The 26,546-nt window shown below is 60.4% G+C and carries 19 protein-coding genes; 9 read left to right on the top strand and 10 right to left on the bottom strand.

Features of this window, described 5'->3' with window-relative positions; all coding sequences use genetic code 11:
- The first annotated feature begins 26 nt into the window (after positions 1 to 26).
- A complete protein-coding gene (gene choX, locus BM154_RS17340; RefSeq protein WP_074886871.1) occupies positions 27 to 956 on the top strand; it encodes a choline ABC transporter substrate-binding protein in 930 nt (309 codons plus the stop codon).
- Positions 957 to 1,277: 321 nt separating this feature from the next.
- Positions 1,278 to 2,843, top strand: a complete 1,566-nt coding sequence (locus BM154_RS17335; RefSeq protein ID WP_074886869.1) for a SulP family inorganic anion transporter — start codon at positions 1,278 to 1,280, stop codon at positions 2,841 to 2,843.
- Between the two features lie 9 nt (positions 2,844 to 2,852).
- Here BM154_RS17335 and BM154_RS17330 read toward each other — a convergent pair whose 3' ends face one another.
- Positions 2,853 to 4,103 (bottom strand): MFS transporter, encoded by a 1,251-nt coding sequence (locus BM154_RS17330; RefSeq protein WP_074886866.1) that lies wholly within the window; start codon positions 4,101 to 4,103, stop codon positions 2,853 to 2,855.
- Positions 4,104 to 4,311: 208 nt separating this feature from the next.
- On the opposite strand from BM154_RS17330, the gene BM154_RS17325 reads away from it, so the two are divergent.
- The 4 genes from BM154_RS17325 to BM154_RS17310 all read left to right on the top strand — a co-directional run bounded on the left by BM154_RS17325 (position 4,312) and on the right by BM154_RS17310 (position 8,044).
- Positions 4,312 to 5,214, top strand: a complete 903-nt coding sequence (locus BM154_RS17325) for an alpha/beta hydrolase (protein ID WP_074886863.1) — start codon at positions 4,312 to 4,314, stop codon at positions 5,212 to 5,214.
- Positions 5,215 to 5,242: 28 nt separating this feature from the next.
- Positions 5,243 to 5,569 carry a hypothetical protein gene (locus BM154_RS17320; protein ID WP_074886860.1) on the top strand — a complete coding sequence of 109 codons (327 nt, stop codon included), beginning with the start codon at positions 5,243 to 5,245 and terminating at the stop codon, positions 5,567 to 5,569.
- A gap of 204 nt (positions 5,570 to 5,773) precedes the next feature.
- The gene (locus tag BM154_RS17315; protein ID WP_074886857.1) at positions 5,774 to 6,724 is read left to right on the top strand and encodes a hypothetical protein; all 951 of its coding nucleotides are present in this window, start codon (positions 5,774 to 5,776) and stop codon (positions 6,722 to 6,724) included.
- A 171-nt stretch (positions 6,725 to 6,895) separates the two neighbouring features.
- Positions 6,896 to 8,044 (top strand): aldose epimerase family protein, encoded by a 1,149-nt coding sequence (locus BM154_RS17310; protein WP_074886853.1) that lies wholly within the window; start codon positions 6,896 to 6,898, stop codon positions 8,042 to 8,044.
- A 286-nt stretch (positions 8,045 to 8,330) separates the two neighbouring features.
- Here the strand turns inward: BM154_RS17310 and BM154_RS17305 are convergent, their stop codons facing one another.
- The 9 genes from BM154_RS17305 to BM154_RS17270 form a co-directional block, all read right to left on the bottom strand.
- A complete protein-coding gene (locus tag BM154_RS17305) occupies positions 8,331 to 8,972 on the bottom strand; it encodes a hypothetical protein (RefSeq protein WP_074886850.1) in 642 nt (213 codons plus the stop codon).
- A gap of 68 nt (positions 8,973 to 9,040) precedes the next feature.
- Positions 9,041 to 9,673 (bottom strand): hypothetical protein, encoded by a 633-nt coding sequence (locus BM154_RS17300; RefSeq protein WP_074886847.1) that lies wholly within the window; start codon positions 9,671 to 9,673, stop codon positions 9,041 to 9,043.
- 708 nt (positions 9,674 to 10,381) lie between these two features.
- A complete protein-coding gene (locus BM154_RS24200; protein WP_167364698.1) occupies positions 10,382 to 10,555 on the bottom strand; it encodes a hypothetical protein in 174 nt (57 codons plus the stop codon).
- 77 nt (positions 10,556 to 10,632) lie between these two features.
- The gene (locus tag BM154_RS17290) at positions 10,633 to 11,490 is read right to left on the bottom strand and encodes a PoNe immunity protein domain-containing protein (protein WP_074886842.1); all 858 of its coding nucleotides are present in this window, start codon (positions 11,488 to 11,490) and stop codon (positions 10,633 to 10,635) included.
- Between the two features lie 418 nt (positions 11,491 to 11,908).
- On the bottom strand, positions 11,909 to 12,388 hold the full coding sequence (locus tag BM154_RS17285) for a hypothetical protein (protein ID WP_074886839.1): 480 nt from the start codon (positions 12,386 to 12,388) through the stop codon (positions 11,909 to 11,911).
- A 16-nt stretch (positions 12,389 to 12,404) separates the two neighbouring features.
- Positions 12,405 to 12,803, bottom strand: a complete 399-nt coding sequence (locus BM154_RS23965; RefSeq protein ID WP_139225473.1) for a DUF6896 domain-containing protein — start codon at positions 12,801 to 12,803, stop codon at positions 12,405 to 12,407.
- Positions 12,804 to 12,969: 166 nt separating this feature from the next.
- Complete coding sequence (locus BM154_RS17280) at positions 12,970 to 13,401, bottom strand: hypothetical protein (RefSeq protein WP_074886836.1); 432 nt, start codon at positions 13,399 to 13,401, stop codon at positions 12,970 to 12,972.
- A 388-nt stretch (positions 13,402 to 13,789) separates the two neighbouring features.
- Positions 13,790 to 20,461: a two-partner secretion domain-containing protein gene (locus BM154_RS17275; RefSeq protein WP_074886833.1), complete on the bottom strand. Its 6,672-nt coding sequence runs from the start codon at positions 20,459 to 20,461 to the stop codon at positions 13,790 to 13,792.
- A gap of 26 nt (positions 20,462 to 20,487) precedes the next feature.
- Positions 20,488 to 22,179: a ShlB/FhaC/HecB family hemolysin secretion/activation protein gene (locus BM154_RS17270; protein WP_074886830.1), complete on the bottom strand. Its 1,692-nt coding sequence runs from the start codon at positions 22,177 to 22,179 to the stop codon at positions 20,488 to 20,490.
- A gap of 308 nt (positions 22,180 to 22,487) precedes the next feature.
- Here BM154_RS17270 and uvrD point away from each other — a divergent pair, with 308 nt between their 5' ends.
- The 3 genes from uvrD to BM154_RS17255 all read left to right on the top strand — a co-directional run bounded on the left by uvrD (position 22,488) and on the right by BM154_RS17255 (position 26,531).
- Complete coding sequence (uvrD, locus tag BM154_RS17265; RefSeq protein WP_074886828.1) at positions 22,488 to 24,689, top strand: DNA helicase II; 2,202 nt, start codon at positions 22,488 to 22,490, stop codon at positions 24,687 to 24,689.
- Positions 24,690 to 24,996: 307 nt separating this feature from the next.
- A complete protein-coding gene (locus tag BM154_RS17260) occupies positions 24,997 to 25,854 on the top strand; it encodes a Tim44 domain-containing protein (protein WP_074886824.1) in 858 nt (285 codons plus the stop codon).
- Positions 25,855 to 26,123: 269 nt separating this feature from the next.
- Positions 26,124 to 26,531 (top strand): SMI1/KNR4 family protein, encoded by a 408-nt coding sequence (locus BM154_RS17255; RefSeq protein ID WP_074886822.1) that lies wholly within the window; start codon positions 26,124 to 26,126, stop codon positions 26,529 to 26,531.
- Positions 26,532 to 26,546: the final 15 nt, after the last annotated feature.

Here is a 26,546-nt window from a genome sequence, read left to right as displayed (position 1 = left end):
ACAGAAAACCAACATAAGGAATAGGCATGAACACATTCAAGAAAGCCGTCGCGGGCAGCCTGCTCCTGGCCGCCACCCTGGCCAGCCAGGCCCACGCCGAAGACGCCAGCTGCGCCACCGTCACACTTGGTGATCCAGGCTGGAGCGATATCGCCGTGACCAACGGCATCGCCAGCCTGGTGCTCGATGGCCTGGGCTATGAGGTGAAGACCCAGACCCTGGGCGTGCCGATCATCTTCGCCGGCCTGCAGAAAGGTCAGGTCGATGTGTTCCTCGGCAACTGGATGCCGGCGCAGCAGGCCAACTACGACAAGTTCGTCGCCACCGGCGTGGTCGACAAGGTCGCGGAAAACCTCAGCGGCACCGAATACACCCTGGCCGTGCCGACCTACGCCTATGACGCTGGCGTGAAGACCTTCGCCGACCTGGAAAAACACGCCGACAAGTTCGGCCGCAAGATCTACGGCATCGCCTCCGGCGCGCCGGCCAACGAGTCGATCAAGGAAATCATCGCCGCCAACGAATTCGGTCTGAAGGACTGGAAACTGGTCGAGTCCAGCGAGCAGGCCATGCTGGTGCAAGTCGGCCGGGCAGTGAAGCGCGACGAATTCGTCGCCTTCCTCGGCTGGACGCCGCACCCGATGAACGTGCAGTACGACATGAAGTACCTCAAGGGTGGCGAGAAGTACTTTGGCGACAGCGGCAGCGTCAATACCCTGGCCCGCAAGGGCTACGCAGCGCAGTGCCCGAACGTCGGCAAGCTGCTGAGCAACCTGAAGTTCACCCAGGACATGGAGAACGCCATCATGGACAAGGTGCTGAGCAAACAGGCCAGCAACGACCAGGCCGTGAAAGACTGGCTCAAGGCCAACCCCGAGGTGATCGACGGCTGGCTCGAGGGCGTGACCACCCGCGAGGGCGGCGATGCGCTGGCCGCGGTGAAGGCCAAGCTATAGGCCTGGTTGCGGAAGTCAAACGTGGGAGCGCGCGGGGACGCCTAGTTCATGCGCGCGAAATCGCGGGCATAGCCCGCTCCAACAGGTATGGGCTTGCCTGCAGTCCGTAGGATAGGTGAAACCCATCGGCCATTGATGGGTTTCACCCATCCTACGGACTGGTTTTACTAGGCCTAAAGAACTCGCGGCTAAAGCGGATCACCGCCCGGCCCCTCACACAAGTTATGCAACTGCCCGTTCCTGACTTTCTCAAGCCGCAGACGTGATGACCAACACCTCTGCTACCCTGCCCACCACCCGACCCACTTAACGAAAAACCGCATGCGTCTACCCAGCCGATACAGCCTGTTGCCCTTTCTGCTCTGGTGGCCAAATGTCACCCGGCGCACGCTGGGCACGGATCTGCTGGTCGGGCTGAGCGGCGCCATCCTCGCCCTGCCGCAATCGATCGCCTACGCGCTGATCGCCGGGCTGCCGGCCGAGTACGGGCTGTATGCGGCCATCGTGCCGGTGATCATCGCCTGCCTGTGGGGCTCGTCGTGGCACCTGATCGGCGGGCCGACGGCGGCGATTTCCATTGTGCTGTTCACCAGCGTCAGCCCCATGGCCCGCCCCGGCAGCGAGGAATTCGTCGCCCTGGTGCTGGTGCTGACCTTTCTCGCCGGGCTGTTCCAGTGGCTGCTCGGGCTGCTGCGCTTCGGCAACCTGGTCAACTTCGTATCACCGTCGGTGATTCTCGGTTTCACCCTGGGCGCGGCGCTGGTGATCGCCCTTGGCCAGTTGCCCAACCTGCTGGGCCTGGAGCTGGACAGCCAGCGCACCGCCGTAGCGACCCTGCTCGAACTCGGCCAGCACCTGCACCAGGCCGACTGGCACGCCCTGCTGGTGGCGGCCTTCACCCTGGCGGCCAGCCTGCTGTGCAGGCGCCTGTGGCCGCGCCTGCCGGCGTTGTTGATCGGGGTGATTGCAGGCAGCCTGCTGGTCGCCGCCCTGCCCGGTTTCTTCGCGGGCATTCGCCTGGTCGATGCCTTCGAGGGCTCGCTGCCGCCCTTCACCCTGCTGCACTTCGAGGTCAACAGCCTGCTCGAACTGCTGCCCGCTGCCATTGCCTGCGGCATGCTCGGGCTGGTCACCAGCCTGTCCATCGCCCGCTCCCTGGCCGCCCGCTCCCAACAACTGCTGGATGCCAACCAGGAGGTGCGCGCCCAAGGCTTGTCCAACCTGGTCGGCCCGTGGTTCTCCGGCTCGCTGTCGGCCGGCTCCTTCACCCGCTCGGCGCTGAACCTGCAGAGCGGCGCCACCTCGCCCATGGCAGGGGTGTTCTCGGCGCTGCTGGTGGCGGCGTTTGCGCTGTTCTGCGCGCCATTGATCGCCCATATCGCCCTGCCCAGCATGGGCGCGGCGATCCTGCTGATCTGTTGGGGGTTGGTGGACGTCGAAGGCGTGCGCGCGCTGCTGCGGGTCAGCCGCGCGGAGTTCGTGGTGATGCTGCTGACCCTGCTCGCCACCCTGGTGCTGGAGTTGCAAACAGCGATCTACGCCGGCGTGCTGGCCTCGCTGTTCTTCTACCTCAAGCGCACCTCGCAGCCGCGCTTCAAATACACCCGCGACGGCGACGACGAGCTGCTGCGCCTGGAAGGCTCGATCTTCTTTGGCGCCTGCCATTATGTGCAGCAGATCCTGCAGCTCAGCCATGGTGAGCGGGTAGTGGTCGACGCCCGGCACATCAACTTCATCGATTACGCCGGCGTGGAAATGCTCCACCTGGAGGCGCGCCGCCTGCAGGCGCAGAACCGCCAGCTGGTGCTGCGCCACGCCCGCCCCCACGTGGTCGAGGAAATCCAGAAGCTCGAAGGCCCTACCTGCCCGGTGCAGTTCGAGGAATGAGCCGCCAGGCTACCGCCAGCCATACCGGCGAAAGTAGCACCCCACCAGCAGCAATGCCGCCAGCCCCAAGGCACCGGCACACAGGAATAACCCGTCGTAAACCAGTGCCTTGGCCAGCACACCGCTGGCGGCACCGACGAAGCCGCCGAGCAGAATCTGCGTCGAGGCCTGCAGGGTGAAGTCCGCACCTTCGTGTCCGGGGCGGCATTGGCGCATCATCGCGGCGAACAGCGCCACTGTGGATAAACCATCGGCCGCCTGCTCACTCAGGGTCAAGGCATATACCAGCGATGCATCGCCGCCACGACTGACCAACAGCGCCAGCGCGGCAAGGCTCAGCGCCTGCAACGCACCGAAGGCCAGCAGTGCACGCAGCACACCGAGGCGGGCATACAGCAAACCGCCCAACAGCGCACCTCCGATGCCGACCAGGCTGCTGATCAACGTCAGCTGGCCCAGCTCGGCATTGCTCCAGCCCTGATCCACCAGCATCGGCTTGATCATCGGCGAGCCCAGGGCGTCACCAAGCTTGAAGGTCAGCACCACGGCCAGCCACAGGCCCATGCCCGGCAACGCCAGCAGGCCGCGGTAATGGCGCCACAGCAGACCGACGCCCAGTGGCTCGGCCGCCACGTTGGCAGGCGGCAATTGATGTGTTTCGGCGAAGCGCCATACCGGCAGCAGCATCAGGGCGACCAGCAGGGTCAGCGCCAGCAGCGACAGGTTCCAGCCAGCGCGGTCGATCACCAGCAGCAGGCCACTGCCGCTGATGATCATGCCCACCTTGTAGCCGCCCACCTGCAGGCTGTTGCCCAACCCGCGCCAGCGCTCGGGCAGCAGGCGCACGGTCAGGCCGTCGGTGGCGATATCCTGGGTTGCCGCCGCCAGGTTGACCAGCACCAGCAGGCCAAGCAGCAGCGGCAGGTGCGCGCCGAACAGGGAGTCCGGCGACAGCAGCGCCAAGGCCAGCAGGATCGCCACCACCGCGCCCTGCAGCGGCAGAATCCAGCCGCGGTGATGGCCCAGGCGCCGCGACGACAGGCGGTCCACCCACGGCGCCCATAGCACTTTGAGCAGCCAGGGCAACGCCAGCAGCTTGAGCAGCCCGATCACCGCCAGGTCCACGCCATGCTGGCGCAGCAGCACCGGCAGCGCATGGGCGATCAGCCCCGACGGCAGACCCTGGGCGCAATACAGTGAGGCCAGCAGCACCAAGGTGGTACCGGCCGGGCGGCGCAAATCGGCAGGAGTGGGCGTCATGGTGGCGTCCGCAGTAATTCAGCGGCGCAGCATAGCGCAGGCTTGAAAACGCCAGCATGCTGCGGTTACAACTCGATACCCGAAACCAGTCTCGGCGGCGAACGCCGGCGTGGTGTTTCGGTCTATTCGCCTATCACTTCCCCCCGCCCCTGCGCCGCCCGTGAGCAAAGCGCGGCGCGCGTTACGTTTGCAAACTCCGCGGAGAACCATGGCCACCACACTTACCCACACCCTGCGTCGTCGCTGGTTCAGCATCGGCTTGCTGCTGTGCCTGGCCGTCGGCCTGCCGGTCGGCTGCGCCAAGCTGGAAGAAAAAGAGCGCGAGCTGGTGTTTCGCATCGAGCCGGGCACCGCCAGCTGGTTTCACGGCCTGCCTGCCGGAGTGAAAAACATGACCCTCAGCGTGCCCGAGTTCGGCGACAGCCAGAACATCCACGCCTGGTGGTGGCCAGCCCGCAAGGCGGACGCGCCAACCCTGCTGTACCTGCACGGTTCGCGCTGGAACCTGACCGGCCAGCTGTTTCGCATCGAACAGCTGCACGCCATGGGCTTCTCGGTGCTGGCCATCGACTACCGCGGCTTTGGCGAGAGCCGCGGCGAGCTGCCTTCCGAGCGCACCCTTTACGAAGACGCCGAGATCGCCTGGCAACGCCTCACCGAGCTACAGCCGGATCCGGCCAAGCGCTTTATCTACGGGCACTCCCTGGGCGGCGCCGTGGCGGTCAACCTGGCCGACTCCCTGGGCCGTGATCGCCATACGCCGCCGCTGGCCGGGCTGATCATCGAGTCGACCTTCACCAACCTGGCCGATGCCGCCACCTCTGTAGCCGCCGAGTACACCTCGCTGCCGGTGCGCTGGCTGCTGTCGCAGAAATTCGACTCCCTGAGCAAGATCGGCGACATCAAGGTACCGGTGCTGATCGCCCATGGCACAGGCGACCGCTACGTGCCGGCGCGCTTCAGCGAAAGCCTCTACCAGGCGGCCAACCAGCCCAAGCGCCTGCTGCTGATCGACGGCGGCAACCACAACAACAGCATGCGCACCGGCAGCCGCGAATACCGCGAGGCGATTCGCACGCTGTTCTCCCAGAAGATGATCGGCAAGGGCTGATCGCGCTCAGCCCGGCGGAGGACGAACCATGCAGGTCATCGATCACCAACCCCACGCCTGGTTGCTGCTGGAAGACGACAGCGGTTTGCTGCTGGACGTGGAATGCCATCACGGCGCCGTCAGTTGCAGCGTGCTGATCCGCCTGAATGATGAAGAGCTGGCCGAGTACCGGCGCGACGGCCACGCCTACCTGGATCGCCTCGCCCAAGCCATTCATTACAGTGCGCCGATCCTGGCGATCAGCACCTCGCCCTACAAGGCGCGCAAGCTGCGCGGCTACGAAGAGCAGGTGCTGCAGGCGATCAGCCAGTGGCAGGCGCAGGCTCTGCCCGGCGGTGCCGCCAGGCAGGATTGACGCTTCGTCAACGCGGTGGACAGGCAGCGGCCGAATCCACTGACCAATGCCATGTCGCCTAGCTCACCTCTCTCCCGGACCGACGTTGCGGCACCTGTCGCACGCCCTTTAGCGACGGGCTGGCAGCAGCTCGTCAGCCTGGCCTCGGGTTATGCTGCGCGAATGACAGAGGCGCGCCCGCCCGTGGCGCTAAAGGAAGCCTGCATGCTGATTGGCCATCGCTTCGAACGCACCCCACGGGGCGATCTGCACATTCACTCGCACAACGGGGTGATGAACATCGTCGCGCCGCTGATGGGCGCGATCGCCTTTGCCGCCCCGGTTGCATTCGTGGCCATCGCGGTTGCCAGCGACTCCTCGCCATCGGCCAGCCTGGACCCACTGACGATGTTGCTGATCATGCTCGGGCTGCTGCTGTTTCCAGCCCTTGGCCTGGTGATAACGGTCTACACCGGCATGCGCGAGACCTTGCTGTTGTCACGCCTCGACGGCGAAGGCAAACGCCGTACACGAAACTTCTTTGGTCGTCGCGAGCGGATCACCGAGGTGTTTCGACTCGACAGGACCCAGCGCCTCGAACTGCGCCGTCGCCAAGGCGCCGAGCCCGCCCGCACCCAGCTGTGGCTGGTGATGCGTGACGGCAGCGAGCACCGGCTGACCACCGACAACGTGCCGGTCATACCCGGCAGCCAACGCACCGACCGCTGGCTGCAAGAACTGGCCGAGTATCTGCAACTTAAGGTGCCGATAGCCATTATCGATCCGGCGACAGTCAAAGCGCCGGTGCCTTACAAACCCATCAGCAGGCGTGCAGCCAAAGCTGCGGCGCAGGCGAAACACAAGGCCGCGGCACCGCCTGCCGAGAAAAGTACCACCCTCAGCACGCCTGCCCGGGCCTTCTGCGCACTACTGGGCACCTTTCTGGCGGTATTCGAACTGAGCCACCTCACCACGCTGCTGCCTGCGCTGTTTACTGGCCGTTTGCGTGTCAGCGGCTTCCGAACGGGAGCGCATAGCTTCTACTGGAGCGAACAACCCCTGGTGTTCTCGTTCAACCTGCTGGTTGGCTATGCCGAAGTGTTGATCATCGGCGCCATCGCCTGGGGATGCGTACGCGCGGCTGTCACCGGTCGCTTGAAGGCAGCAAGCGGATAGCGGGGGTTCCGAACGCCCCCTAGCACACCGGAGCCATGACGAACTGCCTAGCTGGTTGTCAGATAACAGCTAAGCTGTTTTTTCGTATCAGGATTATTCGGCCTGGCATCTCGCTGTCCTAAGCCGCTGCTCGCTAGAACGACTCTCACAACAATAAAAGGAAGTTCGACCATGACCCACCCTCACCATCTGTTGTCCGGCCTGGCCCTCTCCTTGGCGATCGCCAGCACAGGCGCCAACGCTGCCGGGCTGACCAGCGAACACAAGCCCTTCGGCAAGACCCGCGACGGCACGCCCGTGGAGCAGTATCAGTTACGCAACAGCCATGGCATGCAGGCCACCATCATCACCTATGGCGGCGTGCTGCAGGCCCTGGCAGTGCCGGACAAGAACGGCAAGGTCGAAGACGTGGTCTTGGGCTTCGATGACGTGCAGGGTTATGAGGCCGGTACTGCCTTCTTCGGCGCCACCATCGGCCGCTTTGGCAATCGCCTGGCTGGCGGCGCCTTCGAACTCGATGGCAAGCGTTTCCAGGTGCCGCTCAATGACGGGCCAAACGCCCTGCATGGCGGCGCCGAGGGCTTCGACAAGAAGGTCTGGGAAGCCAAACCGATGAAGGATAAGGACTCGGTCGGCGTAACCCTCACCTACCTCTCCAAGGATGGCGAGATGGGCTTTCCCGGCAACCTGAAAACCGAAGTCACCTACCGCCTTACCGACAACAACGAACTGCACATCGACTACAAGGCCACCACCGACAAGCCCACCGTGGTCAACCTCACCAACCACAGCTACTTCAACCTTGCCGGGGCCGGCAACGGCGACATGCTCAAACAGGTCGCCACCCTGCACGCCAGCCACTACACACCGGTCAACAAGACGCTGATCCCCACCGGCGAACTGGCCCCGGTCAAAGGCACACCGATGGACTTCAGCAAACCGACGCCCATCGGCCAGCACATCAAGGACGACCACGAGCAGCTCAAATTCGCCGAAGCCAAACAGGGCGGCTTCGACTTCAACTGGGCGCTGGATACCAAAGGCGACATCAAGCAACTCGCCGCCGAAGTCCACGACCCCGTCTCCGGCCGCCTCCTGCAGCTCTACACCACCGAGCCGGGAGTACAGTTCTACACCAGCAACTTCCTGGACGGTTCGGTAAAAGGCAAAGCCGGCAAGACCTACGCCCACTGGAGCGCCTTCACCCTGGAAACCCAACACTTCCCGGATGCACCGAACCAGCCGACATTCGCCTCAACACGGCTGGATCCGGGGCAGACCTATACGCAGAACACGGTGTTCAAGTTTTCGGTGAAGTAAGGAAAGGCGTTTATAACGAGAAAGGGGCAGATTTAGATCTGCCCCTATTCTTTTCGGCTACATCCCATGTTCAACCCGATATAGCGACAGCAGGCGAGCAAGTAGGCGTCTGACTCGAACTCACTGGAATTTATTCAGCATTTTCCATGAGCCAAAATAAATCTGTCCTTTTACCTGGAGCTATAAACGTGGTCTGCCCCTTATTGGCCCTCCAAGTTGAGTTGTTACAAACTCTACGTAATAGATGATAAGTAAAAAAGTCCCGCACAATGTCGGGGCTCGACGATTAACTTTTACACTTCGCCTTCGGCGCCGGCTTGGGCTCGACCACTAAAGGCAACGCCTCTCCAGTGTTCCCGATTGGTAGCATCTTCCGCACAGCCAGGGCACAGAACAACTTCGTTCCCTCTGGGGTCTGCCCTGGCCCCATGCCCACGAAGACCTCGTAGCTATTTCCCGCCTCAAGGTCGAAGACCTTCTCATCCATAGGGCAAGTCGGCTGGGTGCTGCCGTAGCTGCCCATCACCGCGCCTAGGGTTGAGATCATGAAGGGTGCGTTAGTCGGCACGAGATACTCGGTAGCGACTTCAACGTACATCCCTTCCGCCATGCGGATGCCGGGCTTCAGATCGATCATCTTCGGCGCCATACGCTTCGGCATTCCCTCTACCGTCTTCGGCTGCAGCGGAAACTGGGGATACGTCTCGTGCATGCGTCCGCTTTCATACTGCCGGCCAGACACCGCCATCTTGTGGCGGATCTTCGGAATGCAGTTTTCGGTGAGGCTGTCGCCGTAGACGCTCGAATTCGTGATCACCCGAACCTTGGCGGTATCGGCAGACGGGCTCGGTTCTACGTACGGGACGGAGGAGATGCTGTTGCAGCCTGCGAGCGCACCGGCCAATAGGATAAAACTGATTTTTTTCATGAACGTCCTTGAGCTGTAAAGCGCTCCATCGGTAAGAAAAGGCCAAGCTCGTAGGCGAGGCCCTGATATCAACTGCTGCAAGTTTCAGTGGGTGGCGGCTTCGGCGTAACAATCAAGGGAAGCCTCTTCGAATCCTGTTCTGCCGGGAGAAGTTTTCTCACCATCATAGGGCACATCAAGGTACTACCAGCCACCGTAGGGATGTATTGCATCCCTACGACGATCTCATAGCTAGCACCGGCCTCAAGGTCGAATGCAGACGAGGCCCTAGGGCAAAACGAGTTGGTGTTTCCCAAGAATATGCCGTTCGTCGAAACCAAGAAGGGCGCATTGGTCGGCACCAGATATTCAGTCTCTACCTCTACGTTCATCCCTTCCGACCGAACAATCTGCGGCGGAACCTTCATCAGCTTCGGGGCCTTGCGATCAGGCATGCCCCCAACCTTCTTGGGTTGCAGTGGAAACTGGGGGTACTTCTCAGATACTCGGCCTTGTTCCGTCTGGCGACCTGCCTCGGCCATCTTCTGCCAAACCTTGGGCATGCAATGGGAGGGGATACTGTTGCCATAGACCGTTGAGTTGGTGATCACACGGACCTTTGCAGTTCCAGCGGACTGGGCTGGCTCCACGTAGGGGACAGAGGAAATACCGCCGCAGCCAGCGAGTGCGGCTGCCAGCACGATCAGGGTAATCTTCTTCATGAGCATCCTTGAGCTGAATAGCGTTCCGTCATTAACAAAAAGCCCAGCTTGTTAGCTGGGCTTCTGATTACTGATCCTTCATACGCAAGATCTGTAGCATGGAAAAATAATCGCTCACACGCTCATTCAATGCAATAGGCTATCCCGCACTCCCGAGCACAAGCCCTCCTCCAGCAGAACCTGCTCTGCAACCTGCTCTGCCTCCTTCAGCATTTCCTCCAACACTGAGCGAATTCCCAGCCGGCACCGACGTCGAGTCTGCTCCCTCCGGCCGCCATCGCCCCAGTTGTTCATGTCGTAGAACCAGCTCTCAAGCACAATGACGTCCCTGGACCGCTTACCATCGACGCCCTCCAACTTCGGGATGGCCCAGGTGTATACAGCCATGCCCAGGAACTGGCACAACGCCGGCGTCGCCACCAGAATCAAGAAATCAAAGGAATCAAAGGAGTTAGAGTCTGAGGAATCTCTGCAAATCTACCCCCAGAGCCTGAGCTTGCCGGTGAACCTCCTCGCGTAGCAATAGCTCCATTTTGGTGAGCGCCGAGCAGGGTAAATCGTTGGTTGATCGCCTGAGGTATTCATCAAGGCGCGCAGTCGCTTACTGTGGATCGTGGGGAGTGCTTGGGAAAATGCCTTGTATAAGAATCGTATTGCCTGCATGAGTCTCGGGGGTTGGTTGGTTTGGCGACTACCAAACTGCCCGACTCATGCAGGCATCTTCAAGCTATCCATTTGATCTGTATTAATATTTTGTGGGGATTCCTCAGAATCTGTCCCCTTTTCCAGTCGCCCAGCTTGCCCCTCGACGATGACGCCGAGCGCGCCGCTACGCGTTTCCACGCGTTGGATCGGCAATGATGTTACGTCGTGCATCATCATCAGGAAGGCTCAGGCACTGGAGTAGATTTGGGGGATTTCTCAGACTCTGCCCCCATTCATTTGCTCCCTATTGGCTTTTATCTTCCGAATAACCGGGCAAGTAATCCTGGCTTCGATTTGGTTTCAGGGCGTGCTGGGTGAGTACTTGGCCCATCCGGACGCAGCAGGTCTCCAGGGTAGTGCTGATGCCCAAGGCAAAGACTGTCGTCCAGCCCGAATGCCTTGACGGCAGCAACTGCCTCAATGCACCAGCGGCCGAAGTAGCTGCCCTTCTCTAAGGGGTGTTTTTCCGGATCACCATAAATGTACCACCACAGTTCATCCTTACCCTTGCGCTTCAACTCCGCGTACCAATGATCGACGAAGTCACGCAATAATACGGCCTGCTGTTCTTCCGGTGCATTTATCGCCTTCAGCAGGCACGCATAGGGTTTTGGATGTAGAAGCTGCGTACCAATTTTCCTATCGGACTGCCGGCTGGAAATTATACGATCCAGTAATGCGTCCTCTCCCTCACCGCCAATCAATACCAACAGGCGCTGCCATTGCTCGTCAGCAATATCAAGCGCAAGTGCAAGCCCAACCAGCCAAAAGCACCAATTATAGTGGTTAAGAACCGACAAGCTGAATATCCAAGAACGGCAGACTTTCAAATTGTGCTTAGCACATACCTCAGCAGAAAGCCTATCAGAAAGCTCCCACATATCGAGCAACATTGGATATAAATCCTTTAGCTTTGATACATGATTTCCCCTAGAGTAATTCCGAAAAATCAATCGCAAAATGTCTTTCGAAATATCAAATGTAAACTGAGGATCATATTCTGGGTTCTTTGATTCAGCAAAAAGCATTGCCGAACGTTTCTCCAACCTTAGACAATCTTTTTTGATCCGATCATCCCAGTAATCAATTCCAGCCAAGGCGTCACGAATCATGGCTTCGCTCCAGCAATATTGTCTTTAGCACGCAATATACTAGATGTATCAACTGGCTTCACTCGTCCAAGCGAATCAAGAACCTGAATCTCGGTGGATCCGTTACGCGTGGTTGTGACTACCCAGGTCTCCGTACGCCCCATCTGAATGGCGTCTACTATGTCTGCTGCTCTATCTTGGCCAACAGCATTTTCGAGTCGCTCGGAGCTTAACGTCCAATTTGCGCTCCCTTGACGGCCATCTTTTGTATATATGAGCCCAGAAGAGCCTCCTTTATCGTAATTGCAGAAAAGGGGACAGATTTATTTATTCAGCAATTGCTATGCGCCAAAAATAAATCTGTCCCCTTTTCCCGTCCATTGATTATGTGACCCCATTGATTAAAAATAAATCTGCCTCCTTTCCCATTTATTATCATTTAATATAACTTCCACAATATTGCATACGGCAACTCATCATCAACAATATCTTGCAAACGAAAATAACAAATAGCAGATGAGCTTTCTAAACCCTTATGAACAAATGCACCATCGTACATAATACGGTAAGAGGCATACTCCATGAGTTTGTCAGCCCCAAGAGAACTGAGGGCATTTTTTATCTGACTATAAGTCGATCCCGCTCCAGCTGGAAGCAACTCAGGCGGCGGCTGACATACTGTCATATCATCATTTTCAACATCCCTGTAGTAGGCTCTTCGGAATGCAGACTCACTGCAGGCCCAGTACAGGGATAGCAAACGTAGTTTTTCCTCTCCTTCATCAGAAAAAACGTCAGCTAAAAAATACTGATTATCTGAAATTTTGTAAGCCCCATCCTCCATGGCGAGAACGTGTTGCTCCTGTACTTCAGCAGCGGCCCAAACCTTTGACTTGCACAAAAATGACCACTCTTTCATCTTAAATACCTCAAGCCTACTTTTCGCCGCGTAAGCTCAATAGAGTACCTTCCCTAATAAATGGACCGTCATTGCAGCTAAGAAGAGCAACCTCAGACTTAATCTTTTCTAAACTCACCACCTGGCCACACGATTCTAAAAACTGAAGAACTCTCCATTCATCGAACAGATATCCTTTATCTACTGCCTGATGAACATCAACTACTAAATATGGCTCAGAGGTTTCTCTTGAAAATTTTAGACCTGCTCCATGCTTTTTAAAAACCCAAACATCGTTACCTACAACAATCGACCCGCCCTTAGGGAAGTCTAGCAACCAACTGTAATCACTTGCATCTGGATAAGAAACCTTAAACGCACCCAAGAGCGAAGACTGTAGCTGGATGTAATCCCTAATGACGCGTTCTAAGTTCATTATTAATACCTAGACCTTGACTCAGCGACTACTCTCATTAGCTGCTCAGCCTCAGCAGGCGTAACTTTATGTACTTTAAAAGCAATACTTTAAAATCGATGGAATCAGAGTCATTGATTCGAGCATGCAGCTAAATCAATGACCCTGACCCCATCGATTCCTTGGTTCAACTCTTCCCACTGAGATTATCTCTCCACGGCACAAGCAAGCCTTCCTGAAGGACTCGATCAACGACACCATCCTCAATACTACCAACATAAGTAGCATCTAATTGAAATTCAAAAGAAAGGCTTACTTTTTCAGACAAGCCTCTAACAGCACTAATCAGCTCTTCTACTTCATCTAGATTTTTCAAGTCCACATCAAGAGGAAGTATGTTCGGCGGCAAAGCTGAATAAATCTCCAACATCCCACCTACCACCTCCAAGCCATTCTCGTCTATCTCATCAATCAGGCTTGGTGGTGCAATGCTCCATACCCTTGACGCCGCAAGCTCTTTCACAAGCTGCTGCACAGCAGACTTAATAGTCTGATCCAAATCCTGAGCCACATAGAAGATTAAGTTCTGCTTTGCATGATCTAGCGGCATGGCGTGCATTACTCAATACCTTTCTTCGGAGGGTATGCTGGAAGTGCTGATCCGGGGCCGCCTGGATTATATCTAAACCCTCCCGGCATATGCGCATCTAAGAAAAAGGGGACAGTTTTATTTATTCAGCCTAAGCCAAAAATAAATCTGCCCCCTTTTCTCCTCCTATAAAGACCAGCATCATCTTATATGATGTTTCAGGTCTCTCGAATACCTAACCATCCCCCATATAGAAAACAAGAAAAACACTCCGCCACCTATGTACCTCAATGCAAAAATCTCTTCCAAATCGAAAATATACTTAATTAACCCAGCAATTACTAATGCCCAAAAACCAGCCGCTCCGAAAATCAATACACAACCCAGTATAAACTTCCTGATATCTGAACCATTAAATTTACTCATCTGTCCCCCGCCATCTGTTGTAGAAGTCATTTCCTTTCCCACTTAGATCCAGAATTAGAAGTCCTTCTGTCGTTGGCGAAGGTAACTTATAACCAAACTTAGGAACCAGCGTAGGATTATCTATTTGCCTCTGCATAACTCCAAAGATTGATGTCGGGCGATTTAACCCGTCAGCAACTCCCATTGCCAAAGGTACCTTTGACGCTGCAGCGCCAAAAGTTAGAGCTATATCCAATCCTGAATATACCAACTCACCATAATCGGGGAAAATTTGTTTTGCAGCATATCGCCCTGGATTGAAGCCCACCCCCCCCTGTCCGTTAATATAACTGGACAATCCCGTTACCCCCTCAGTTACGCTGCTGGTCCCAACAACCACCATCCCGCCACCAACAGTACAGCCTAAGCCTGTAGTACACAATCCGACACCGCTGGTTGTAGCCACACCGCCGCCGACTATTAGCAAGCTATTGCTGGCAACAGGAACCACATGACCGCTTCCAAAATCAGACGTTTTGTCTATCCAAGAATATTCAAACAGACCATCATATTTCTTTGCTCTGACCCAGCTTAATTCACCACCTAGATAAGACGCTTCAAGGTCACTTACGAATTTTTCGTTGTAATCTTTACTACCAGGTACATATTCAGCCCAGCACTTAACCTCATAACACGCCGCACGTATTAACTTTTCATCTTCGAAATCACCATGACTCAACTCTTCGGCGATGGCATTCCACTCCTGAATATGTAGTCCGCGATTGTAATTGGTAGCACTTCCTGTCACGGCAGAGGCCACCTGCATATCTTTTACATCGCCACCCTGTAGTCCGGCGGTCATCACGCCAATTAGCTGCGAGTTCATAACCAACAGGCGCTGCTTCTCGTCAGGCGGCATCTTCCCATATTGTCCAGCCAGTTTCTCCACAAGCAACTCATTCACACCAGCTGCTAGCGCGCCGTTTTTAAAATCGCCCCCCATGGCTTCAGCGGCAAGACCACCCATAACGGCATGTAACCCGGCCTTCGTGAGAGTTCCATCTTTCATCTCTAACTTGCCGCCAGGCGCGGTAACATCTCCAACCCAGTTGAAACCAGCTGCCGTAAACGTATTAGCCAAGGTACTCTGCAATGCATCGCTGAAGCTGCCGTCTTGGCCGACGAGCTTGCTCAGAGCGGCAGAGGTGCTGTTCTGCAAGGCTTGGTTAGCCGCGAACCTCCCGACTCCCGACCAAGTGCTCAAACTTGATCCCGAGTTCGCAACACTTACGGTGCCGGAGTTGCTCAGCGGGGTATTTGCGCCGACCGCACTGCTAGTGCTGGTGTTGGTTGTCTCCGTGCCTGTCCAACTGTCATAAAGACCCGCCGTTAGACCTGCGGTCGCTCCCGCCACCATGTAGCCTTTCAATGCATCGCTGGAGGTGACGTCCTTAAAAACTGCGCCGAGGTTGCCCCGGTTGTTCACGGTACTGATAGCAGCGCCGCTAGCTGCAGATGTTGCGACTGCAGTGAGCGCCACATTTGCCCAACCAGCACTGGCAGTCCCCACAGCCGTTCCCGCAGAAACCATTGCAGAAGAACCAGCAGCAGCCATTGCCGACCCGCTACCCGCCCCGGCTCCGGCGGCGCTGCCTATCAGCCCACTCGCCGCCCCCGCCGTGAAATACGCCACGATAATGGCGATCACGATGGCAGCGCCGCCGCCCAACCCCGAATGGCTGTACTTGAAGCTGTCGTGAATCTCCTTGACCCGGTGCCAGTCAACATCACCGCGTTGCTCGGCGGCTTTCAGCCAGGCCAGCTGCGGGTCGGCTTCGACCATGGCGTTGATGGTCTGGGTGACGGTTTGCTGGTCGACATCCTTGATGTCGATGTTCAGGCCTTCCACCGCTTTGATGGCGATTTCGCCCTGGGCGATCATCTGCGTCTGCAGCAGGGTTTCGTCGGTGGTGCCCTTGCCTTTTGCGGAGGTCCATACCAGGCTGTTGCTACTCTTCTCGTGGCTCTCCTGATCCAGATCCTTCACCGCCTCGAAGGTGATGCCACCGCCGCTTTGCAGTGTCAGGTCGGCGCCGCTGTCCAGGCGCGCGCGCTGGTACAGCTGGTCGCCAGCGCTGGCCAGGGTCAGGTCGCTGCCGGTGGTGATCTCGGTGCCGATATGGCGAATGGTGGTGACTTCGTCACGGCGCGTGGCCTTGGCGCCAAAGGAGCCCTTGGACTGCTTGTCGTGGAGCGAGTAGTCACTGTTCTGCGCAGCCAGCAGGTTGAGTTGCCCGCCGCTGTAGAGGTAGGCAGAACCACCCGCGTCGATGCGACTGGCGCTCAGGTTCATGTCCTGGCCGGACACCGCGCGGAAATCACCGCCAGCGCTCAGCTCGCTGGCGATCTGGGTGACGCTGTCCTGTACGGCCTCGACCTTCTTGCCGCCGCCTTTGCGCTTGGCGTCGTAGTGGTACTCATTGGCAGCGGAAGCGATGGTCATGCTGCCACCGGCCTGCAGGGCCATGTCGCCCTCTGCCGCGACCTGGCTACCGACGATGGCCATGTCTCGCGCGGCAGCGGCTTGCAGGTCACCGCCGACCTTTACATCACTGCCGTACTGGTCGATCTGCTGGCGATTGTTGTAGTTGCGCGCATCGTAATAGCGCGAGGTGCTGTTCTCGGTTTGCTGGCTGGCGAGCAGCAGATCCTGGCCGGCCTGCAGCTTGGCATCGCCGCCGGCGGACAGGGCGCCGCCGACGTTGAGCAGGTCACGCCCGGCAGCCATGCTCAGGTCACCTTCGGCCTCGATACGTGCGGCACTGTCGGCCATCTGTCGCTGGTGCTCGTATGCCTTGCCGTTGGCGGACTGGTGAGTGGCGACGCTGCGCTCGTTGAGAATGTCGCTGCCGGCCTGCAGGCTGACGTCGCGACCGGCAATGATGCCGCCCTGGGCGTTGCGGATGCTTTCGGTGGCCAGCAGTTGCAGGCGCTGATTGGCCTGCATAAGCCCGCTATTGCCGATGGATTCGGCCTGGATGCCAAGGTTGGCCGAGGCGCGCAGGGTGCCGGCGTTGCTCAGGCCACCGCCACTGATCAGGGTCAAGTCGCGGCCCTGGACCAGGGCGCCATTGGGCGCCAGGCGGCCTTCAGCCTGGGCCAGATAGAGCACGGGTGCCAGCACCTTCTGGCCGTTCACTTCGCGCTCTTCCATCCACACGATGTCGTGGGTCAGGGCGGCCACCTGCTCGGCAGACAGCCCGACGCCCACGGAAAGCTGCAGTGCCTCCTGGCTGGCGATGGCGTTGTCCATCAGGTAGCGGAACTGCGCCTCGTCGCTGTTCAGCCCGGCCAGGAAGCGCTGGCCGGTGCGGGCCAGCACTGCATCGCGGATCAGGCGTTGTTCGTAGAGGCCGTCGCCAAGCAGCTTCTGGGCGTGATCGGGGTCGTAGTCGAGCTGGCCGAGCAGGTAGCTGGAATTGAGGAAGTTGCCCAGCTCGGCGAATTGCGGATCGGTCTCGATCAGGTAGGGGTGATCGGGATTGGTGTTGAGGCTGAACAGGCCGTTCTGGCCGGTGGGCAGCTTGAAACTCGGCAGCCCCAGCGGGTCGACGGCTTGCTGAGCCAGATCCGGCGGTAGTTGCGGGTTGAGGGTGATGGCGGTGGCGATATCGCTACCGGGCGTGGTGGTGTCGACCCGCGTGCCGCCGCCGAGGTAGGCATAGCTGGGGCGAATGACCCGGCTGTCGAAATCGTCGCGGGTGTCGACGCGCACATCGCCGCCGCTCTGGATGACCGCCGCGTAGGTCTGCCCGTCGACATTGACCCGCTCGACGGTATTGGCCGGCAGGTACTCGCGCTCCATGGCGCCGATGACACGGTTGAGATCCGATTCCAGCGTATCGAGGTTGCGCGAGCCTGCATGCTTGTCGTTGAAGCCGTATACCAGGCCCCGATAGTAGTAGTAGCTAGGCTTGCGGCCGGACACCAGCACCCGTGTGGTGTGCACCTCGCCGGTTTCCAGGCCGATGTTGTCCAGGCTGCCGAGCTGCATCTGCAGGTCGCCAGCCGAGGCGATGGTGCTGCTGCTGTTGGTCAGGCTGTCGCCCAGCACGTTCAGCGAGCCGCCGGCAGTGATATGCGAGGCGCCGCTGTCGGCGGTGACGATCAGACGGTCGTATTCCTTGAGCTGCCAGACACCGACCTTGCGCCCGTTGCCGCCCAGATTGCAGTCACCATGAAGGTTGTAAGGGCCATGACAGGCCAGCTCGGTGAACACGGCATCGTACTTGCCCTGCTCGGTCTGCAACTCGTCGCGCACGTTGGCGATGACCGCGGCGCGCAGGCTCATGTCGCCCGCGCTGTCGAAGGTGCCGGAGCGGTTTTCGATCAGGCTGGCAAGGCTGCCCTGGGCATCCCTGGCGATGCTCAGGTGGCCCAGGCTGTAGAGGGCGGCGAGACGATTGGTGAAACGGTCGGCCAGCAGCTGCAGGTTGCCGCCGCTGAATATCAGCCCCCCATCGTTGCGGATAGTGCTGGCCTGCAACAGCAGGTCGGCGCCGGCACCCAGGGTGCCGCGGTTGTCGATCTTCTGCGCCGCCATGCTCAGCCAGGCGCCAGCGGTCATCCGCCCCTGGCTGACCAGCTCGCCCAGTGCCGCCAGGCGGCCATAGCCACCGCTGCGTAACTGGGCGTCGGCGCCGAAGCCGATGTTGCCGGCCTGCAGGTCGAGGTTGCCGAGCGCCAGCAGGCTGCCGTTGCCACGGTAATCACCGCTCAGGCGCAGGTCGAGGTTGCCGTTGGTTTCGATACGGCCATCGTTGATCCAGCTTTCGCCTGTGGTGCTGAGGCTGTTGACCGCCAGCAGGCCGCCGCCGGCGGTCTGGGTGAGGCGGTCGATGTTCAGGGTGATGGAGGCGGCCTGCAACAGGCTGTTGTTGACCCACTCTTCGGCACTCAGGCTCACCGCGCTGTTGGTGATGAACTCACCACCGGCCTGGCCGAGTAGATCCATGTCGAGATTCAGCCCGGCGCTGCCGAGGTGACGCACTACACCGCCACGGTTGCTCAGGGCCGGGGTGTCGAAAGTCAATGCCGCGCTGGCCACCTCCAGCACGCCGCTGTCGTTATTCAACGCGGTGCCGATGGCGAAACGACTTTCACCGCCGCTGCCCAGGGCACGCAGGCGGCCACCGGCATTGCTCAGGCTGTCGGCTTGCATATCGAGATGAGCGCCGGCCTCCACCAGGCCGCCGTCGTTGTTCAGTGCGTTGCTGGCCTTCACGGTGATGGTGCCACCGGCCGCCAGGGTGCCGGCGCGGTTATCCACAGCCTGGGCGTTGACCACCATGGCCTGGCCCGCCAGGGCGCTGCCTTGGCGGTTGTCTAGCGTATCGGTGTCGAGGGTCAGGTTGCCCTGGGCGACGACCTGGCCCTTCTGGTTGTCGAGTTCCTTGGCCTTGAGCGTGGCGCTGCCTGCCGCGGCGATCTGGCCGTCGGCGTTGTCGAGTTTTTGCAGGTCGGTATTCAGGCTGCCATGGCTGACGAGCTGACCGTCGTTACGCACGCTGCCGCCGTCCAACTGCAAATGCCCGGCGCTGTTGGTGCTGCCGTCGGCGCGCACGCCGGCCTCGATGGCACCGGCGTTGTTCAGCCGCTCGGCCTGTACCTTGACCTGCTCACCGGCGGCGAGGCTCTCGCGCACGTCCACCTGCCTGGCCTCGACACGGGCGGTGCCGCCCGCATAGGTATCGCCCTTGAGGTCGACGCTATCGGCCACCAGGGTGGTATTGCCGCTGGCCGCGCTGCGGTTCATGGTCAGCTGGCCGCCGGCATCGATCTGGATATCACCGGCAGTGGCCGCCATGTCGCCGGCCAGCTTCACGCCCACGCCCGCCTCAGTGCCAACCAGGCGGATCGCCCCGGCATACATGCCGCCCAGGGCCGAGCTGTCGATGGCCACCTGGGGCTTTTCGCTGCCGTCGTCGGCCTTGGCGGTGGCTTGCAGGGTAGCAACGTCAACTTCGTTGCGGCCGGCAATGACGTTCAGGCGCTTGGCGTGGATATCGGCGTTGATCTTGGCCGTGCGGGTGATCAGGTCGAACTGGTCGACGTTACTGGCATTCAGGCCGGCGCCTTCGATGGCGATGTCGCCGCCGTCGACGTCGAAGCCCTTGAGGCGGCCATCCTGAATCTGCGGTGCACCGGTGCTCAGGGTCGCGCGCGGGGTGTTGATGAAACCGCAGCCATCGCAGGTGATGCCATGGGGGTTGGCGACGATGACATGGGCGCCCTGCCCGGCCACCTCGGTATAGCCCTTGAGCTGACTTCGGTTGCTGCCGGTCACTTCGTTGAGGATGACGCCCGCGGCCCCGCCCTTGAGATTGGGGTTACCGTTGATATAGCCACCCAGCTGGCTCGGCACGAAGGCCTGGGCGCCATTGTTGAGGATCAGCCCCTGCTGGCCGACGTTGTAGTCGGTGAACTTGTTGTGCGACAGGCCACTGCCATTGGGCGTGGCGATATTCACCACCGGCACGCCATTGCCGGCCTGGCCGATGCTGGTGTTGCCGCCGGCTGCGGCGTCGACCGCCAGGTCGGCGGCCAGCGCCTTGACCGGATCGAACAGCATGACGCCGATGAGGATGCGGGCGATGGCACGGTTCAGGGGGCTGCGAACGTCCATGTGGATAACTCCGTTACGCGTTGAAATCAGAAGAACACATCGAGGCGGAAGTACACCGGTCGCTCACCCTCGGTGAAGGCGTCGGGGCGTTCCAGGGAATGGGCGAAGGTCACGCTCGCGGCCAGGTGCTCGCCACGGGCACTGAGCTCCAGGGCGTGGCCGCTCAGGCGGCCGCTGGCGCCGCTGTTGTGGTCGTCATGGCTGATCACGCCGACGTCATAGGCCAGGGCGGCGCCGTACTGCTGCACGAAGGGTTGCAGCGGCGCCCAGGTCACCGGCCGCGTCCAGCGCAGCTGGTTGCGCCAGTAGCCGCCGCTGTTGCCGGACAGCGACTGATCCTTGTAGGCGCGCACCGAATTCAAACCACCGACGCTGATGCGCGCCGGGCTGAACAGCTGGTCTTCGCTCTTCTGGCCGGTGGCCAGGCTCTCGAAACTGAAGCGCTCGCCACCCAGGCTGAAGGGCTGCAGGTAGCTGAGGGTCAGGGTGTACTTGTTGTAGCCGGCGACCGGATCCTGGCCACGGGGATGGCCGTTGCCCTGGGCGTCGAAGGCACCGATGCCGCGCTGCCAGCCGATGTCGGCGTTGACGAAGGCGCTGCCCACGCGACGGCCATGATTGAAGCCCAGCTGCCATTCGCTAAGACGATTGCTGGAGATACCTATGCGATTGTCTTCGATGAAGTTATTGGTGCGAACGTGGCTCAGGCCGGTGCTGAAAGCGGTCTTGCTGACGCTGTCGCGGTGCAGCACCCGCTCTGCCAACAGGTTATGGCTCTGGTAGTCGCCATCGGTCTCTGCCAGGAAGCCGTTGAAATCGGTCTTGTTGCGGTAGTAGGACTGGCCGTAGTTGTAGCTGAAGGTCCACCAGCCGTAGGGCAGGCTGTAGTAGAGACTCTGGCTGTGCGAATGACGGTAGCTGTCGCTGACCGCATCACGGCTGGCGCGCAGGCTCAGCTGGTCGGCCAGGCCCAGCGGGCTGTCCCAGTCCAGGCCAACGCCCCACTGCTGCTCGCCGGTGCTGAGCTGGCCGTCGTTGTGGCGCGACAGGCTGGCGCGCCACGGCTTGCTGCGCTCGCCCTGCAGTTGCACGCGGCTGCCACCCACCTGCTCGCCGGGCACCAGCTCCAGCTTGGCGAAGCGCGATGGCAGGCGATTGAGGTTCTCGACCAGTTGCTCCAGTTCGCGCAGGTCGAGCACCTCGCCGGTCTTGCCGGGAAAGCTCATCGCCAGCTCACGATCACTGGCCAGGGCGGAGCTGTCGAGGCCTTCGAGGCGGCCTTCGACCACGTTGATCTTCAGGGTGCGGGCGGAAAGATCCTGCTGCGGCAGGTAGGCACGGGTGGTGACATAGCCGCGGTCGATGTAGTGATTGGTGATGGCCTTGAGCAGCGCGTTGAGCTGGCTGACGCCCAGGCAATCGTCAGCGAACGGCGCGAGGATCGCGGCGCGGTCGGCCTCCGACAGCAGGCTGGCACCACTGATCTCGATATCGTCGATGGCGAAACAACGTTCGTCGCCCGGTTCAGGCTCGGCAGGCTGTTGCGCCTCGCGGCCGGGGAGCCGTTGCAGCTCCTGCAAACGCTGCTGCTGCTCCTGCAGGATACGCTCCTGCCGATCGCGCTGCAGCTCGCGCTCACCCGGTGTCTGGGCGTTCACCCACACAGGAAAAACGGCCAGACAGAATCCTACAACTGCAGCTCCATTGCGCACCGCCATGCATCCCTACCCGTCGTAAAAAACCGTTCGTCGCTACGACGGCCTGGCGCAGGGTGGGTTCCGGCATGGCTCGAAAACCTGCTGAACGGTCATTTTTTATGGCAGAAAAATGGCGATTAGCTGGCAATTAGCCCTCAACCGAACATCTCGTCCGAGCATGCTTATTCCAATTGGCGGGCTGTTCCACAAAAGCGTCGACGACCAGCCTGCACACTGACCGCAGCCGCCCGACGTGGCCCATCGGCAATTGGTCATGCCCACGATCAGCAGCGTTTGCCCAACCTGCCCCGGCCCCCTAGAATGCCGCGATGCAAAATGACCTCGATCAGCGACTCAGTTCTCTCAATCCAGCCCAGCACCACGCGGTTACCACGCCGCCTGGTCATCAACTGGTGTTGGCCGGTGCCGGCTCCGGCAAGACCCGCGTGCTGGTGCACCGCATTGCCTTTCTGATTCAGCGCCTGGATGTCTCGCCGCACAGCATCCTGTCGGTGACCTTCACCAACAAGGCGGCGGCCGAGATGCGTCATCGCATCGAGGACGTGCTCGGGCAAAGCCCGGCGGGCATGTGGGTCGGCACCTTTCACGGCCTGGCGCACCGCTTGCTGCGCGCACACTGGCAGGAGGCCGGGCTGGTCGAGAACTTTCAGATTCTCGATTCCGACGACCAGCAACGGCTGATCAAGCGGGTGATCCGTGAGCTGGGCCTGGATGAACAGCGCTGGCCGGCCAAGCAGGCCCAGTGGTTCATCAACGGCCAGAAGGACGAAGGCATCCGCCCGGCCGGCATCCAGGCCAGTGGCGACCTGTTCCTGGCCACCATGCGCAGCATCTACGAGGCCTACGAGGCGGCCTGCGCCCGTGCCGGGGTGATCGACTTCGCCGAGCTGCTGCTGCGCGCCCTCGACCTGTGGCGCAATAACGCGGGCCTCTTGGCGCATTACCAGAAGCGCTTCCGGCACATCCTGGTCGACGAGTTCCAGGACACCAACGCCGTGCAGTACGCCTGGCTGCGCTTTCTCGCCATGGGCGGCGAAAGCCTGATGGTGGTGGGCGACGACGACCAGTCGATCTACGGCTGGCGTGGCGCGAAGATCGAGAACATCCAGCAGTTCGACAGCGACTTCGCCGACGCGGAGATCATCCGCCTGGAGCAGAACTACCGCTCCACGGCGAACATCCTCAACGCCGCCAACGCGCTGATCGCCAACAATCAGGGGCGCCTGGGCAAGGAATTGCGCACCGATGTCGGCGACGGCGACCTGATCAGCCTGTACGCCGCCTTCAACGAACACGACGAAGCGCGCTACGTGGTCGAGACCATCGAGGACGCCCTGCGCAAGGACGGCCTGCGGCGCAGCGACATCGCCATCCTCTACCGCTCCAACGCCCAGTCGCGGGTGCTGGAAGAGGCCCTGCTGCGGGAGAAGATTCCCTACCGCATCTATGGCGGCCAGCGCTTCTTCGAGCGCGCGGAAATCAAGAACGCCATGGCCTACCTGCGCCTGATCCACCAGCGCGGCAACGACGCGGCACTGGAGCGGGTGATCAACGTGCCGGCCCGCGGCATCGGCGAGAAGACGGTGGAAACCCTGCGTCAGTTCGCCCGTGCCAACGACCTGTCGATGTGGGCCGCACTGCACGAGGCGGTCGGCACCAAGGTGATCGCCGGCCGCGCCGCCAGCGCCCTGAACAGCTTCGTCGAGCTGATCGATACCCTGGCGCTGAAGGTCGAGGGCCTGCAGCTGCACAGCACCGCGCAACTGGTGATCGAACAGTCCGGCCTGCTCGCCTATCACCGCGACGAGAAGGGCGAGAAGGCCCAGGCGCGAGTGGAAAACCTCGAGGAGCTGGTGTCCGCCGCCCGCGCGTTCGACTCCTACGAAGGTGGGGAAGGCGACGACGCGCAAACGCCGCTGGCCGCCTTCCTCGACCATGCCTCCCTGGAGGCCGGCGACACCCAGGCCGCCGAGCATGAAGACAGCGTGCAGATGATGACCCTGCACAGCGCCAAGGGGCTGGAGTTCCCGCGGGTGTTCCTGGTCGGCATGGAAGAGGGTCTGTTTCCCCACAAGATGAGCCTGGAAGAACCCGGCCGTCTGGAGGAGGAGCGCCGCCTGGCCTATGTGGGCATCACCCGGGCCATGCGCCACCTGGTGATCAGCTACGCGGAAACCCGCCGCCTGTACGGCAACGAGACCTACAACAAGGTGTCGCGCTTCGTGCGCGAAGTGCCGCCGCACCTGGTGCAGGAAGTGCGCCTGTCCAACAGCGTCAGCCGCCCCTACGGCAGTGGCAGCCGCAGCATGAGCGGCAGCAGCCTGTTCGCCGGCAGCGCCGTACCGGACACGCCATTCAACCTCGGCCAGCGCGTGCAGCACTCGCTGTTCGGCGAAGGCACCATCCTCAACTTCGAGGGGTCGGGCCCCCAGGCACGGGTGCAGGTGAACTTCGAGAGCGAAGGCAGCAAGTGGCTGATGCTGGCCTATGCCAAGCTTGAGGCTATCTAACTAAGAGCCTGTTCACGATCCTACGGTTATGCGTACGGGCAGCTACGTGGCGAACGGCCGCTTCTGCCTTTTTTTGCAGTCAAAGCAGATAAAGCCTGGCATGAAGATCGTGAAATGGCGCTAAGGCACCAGCCGCCGAGCACTGAAACGGAACCTGTTGGTTCCGTTTCACCTCCCACCTCCATTGAACCGGCGCGGCGCAAGCCGCCTCGCTGGGCAAAAGCTCGAAACATTCTGTTGCTGGTCATGCCGACCCGCCACGGGCAAGATGCCCTTCAGTGTTTCAATAACCGAGAGAAAACCGATAATGCAGCGTTTCCTCAGCATTGCCCTGGTAGTTTGCCTGGGCCTGTCCTTCAGTTTCACTGCCGACGCCAAGCGTATGGGCGGCGGCAAATCCTTCGGCGCCGCGCCGAGCCACCAGACCCGTCAGGCCACGCCGCCTTCCCAACCTAACGCCAACGCGGCAGCGCCTGGCCGTACCCCTGCTGCCGCCAGCGGTGCATCGCGCTGGCTCGGCCCGCTGGCCGGCCTGGCCGCCGGTGGCCTGCTGGCCTCGATGTTCATGGGTGATGGCTTCGAAGGCCTGCAGATCATGGACATGCTGATCTTCGGCCTGATCGCCTTCCTGCTGTTCCGCTTCCTGGCCGCTCGCCGCCAGAAGCAGCAGCCGAACGTGGCCGCCGCTGGTGGTGCACCCTTCCAGCGTGAGGCCCATGGCCAGCCGCAGCCGGCTCAGCCTTCGATCTTCGGTGGCAGCAGCGCTGCTGCGAGCAAGCCGGTGATCAACGCACCTGCCTGGTTCAACGAGCAGAGCTTCATCAATGCAGGTCGTGAGCACTTCCTGAGCCTGCAGCAGCACTGGGACGCGAACGAGATGGACAAGATCGCCGAGTTCGTGACACCGCAACTGCTGGAGTTCCTCAAGCGCGAGCGCGCCGACCTGGGTGATGGCTTCCAGTCCACCTACATCGACAACCTCGACGTGCAGCTCGATGGCGTCGACGACCATGCCGACAAGACCATCGCCACCCTGACCTTCAGCGGTGTATCGAAGACCTCGCGCTTCGATCAGGGCGAAGTGTTCAGCGAAAGCTGGCGCCTGGAGCGTGCTGTTGGCGACAACCAGCCCTGGCTGGTCGCCGGCATCCGCCAGAACGGCTGATCCCTCATGCAATAACAAAACCCGGGCTTGCCCGGGTTTTGTTTTTCCGGCACTTGGCTTTGCAACCTATGCCGGCGCAGCACCTAAAGCAGTCGGTAGATCGCAGACGCGGGATGGCTTTTTGCCCTTCGCCGCTTGTGAGTATTTTCCATTCAGCGTAAAAAGCTGCGTTATCAAGGAGCAGTAGAGCAGACGGCGGCCATCGAACGCCCGTCCGCTTCGTGCTTTCCAGAATCTGATGAGAATCGTCGAACTCAGGTGGAGCCGCCGTGGAAGAAGTCATCGAACAACTGCGTGAACTGAACGAGCCGGTGCCGGTGCCGCTGGAGCTGCCCGAAGAGGAGTTGCTGGTGGAGATCGAGGAGCAGATCCTCATCAACCTGCCGTTCGAGCTGCGCGAGTTTCTGCTCAAGGTCAGCGACGTGGTTTACGGCCGCCTGGAGCCGGTCACCGTCACCGACCCGCAGTCGCACACCTACCTGCCGGAAGTAGCCTCGGTGGCCTGGTCGCTGGGCGTGCCGCGCGAGCTGGTGCCGATCTGTGAAGACCAGGGCAACTACTACTGCGTCGAGCAGGACGGCACCGTGCTGCTCTGGGACGGTGAAGAAGAAGACCTCACCGACGACAGCTGGGACTCGGTGTGGCACTGGGTGCGGGAAGTGTGGCTGGAGGAGTGATCCACAGGCATTCGG

The organism is Phytopseudomonas argentinensis, from assembly GCF_900113905.1.
GTDB lineage: Bacteria > Pseudomonadota > Gammaproteobacteria > Pseudomonadales > Pseudomonadaceae > Aquipseudomonas > Aquipseudomonas argentinensis.
This window is presented reverse-complemented; position numbering and strand designations above follow the sequence as displayed.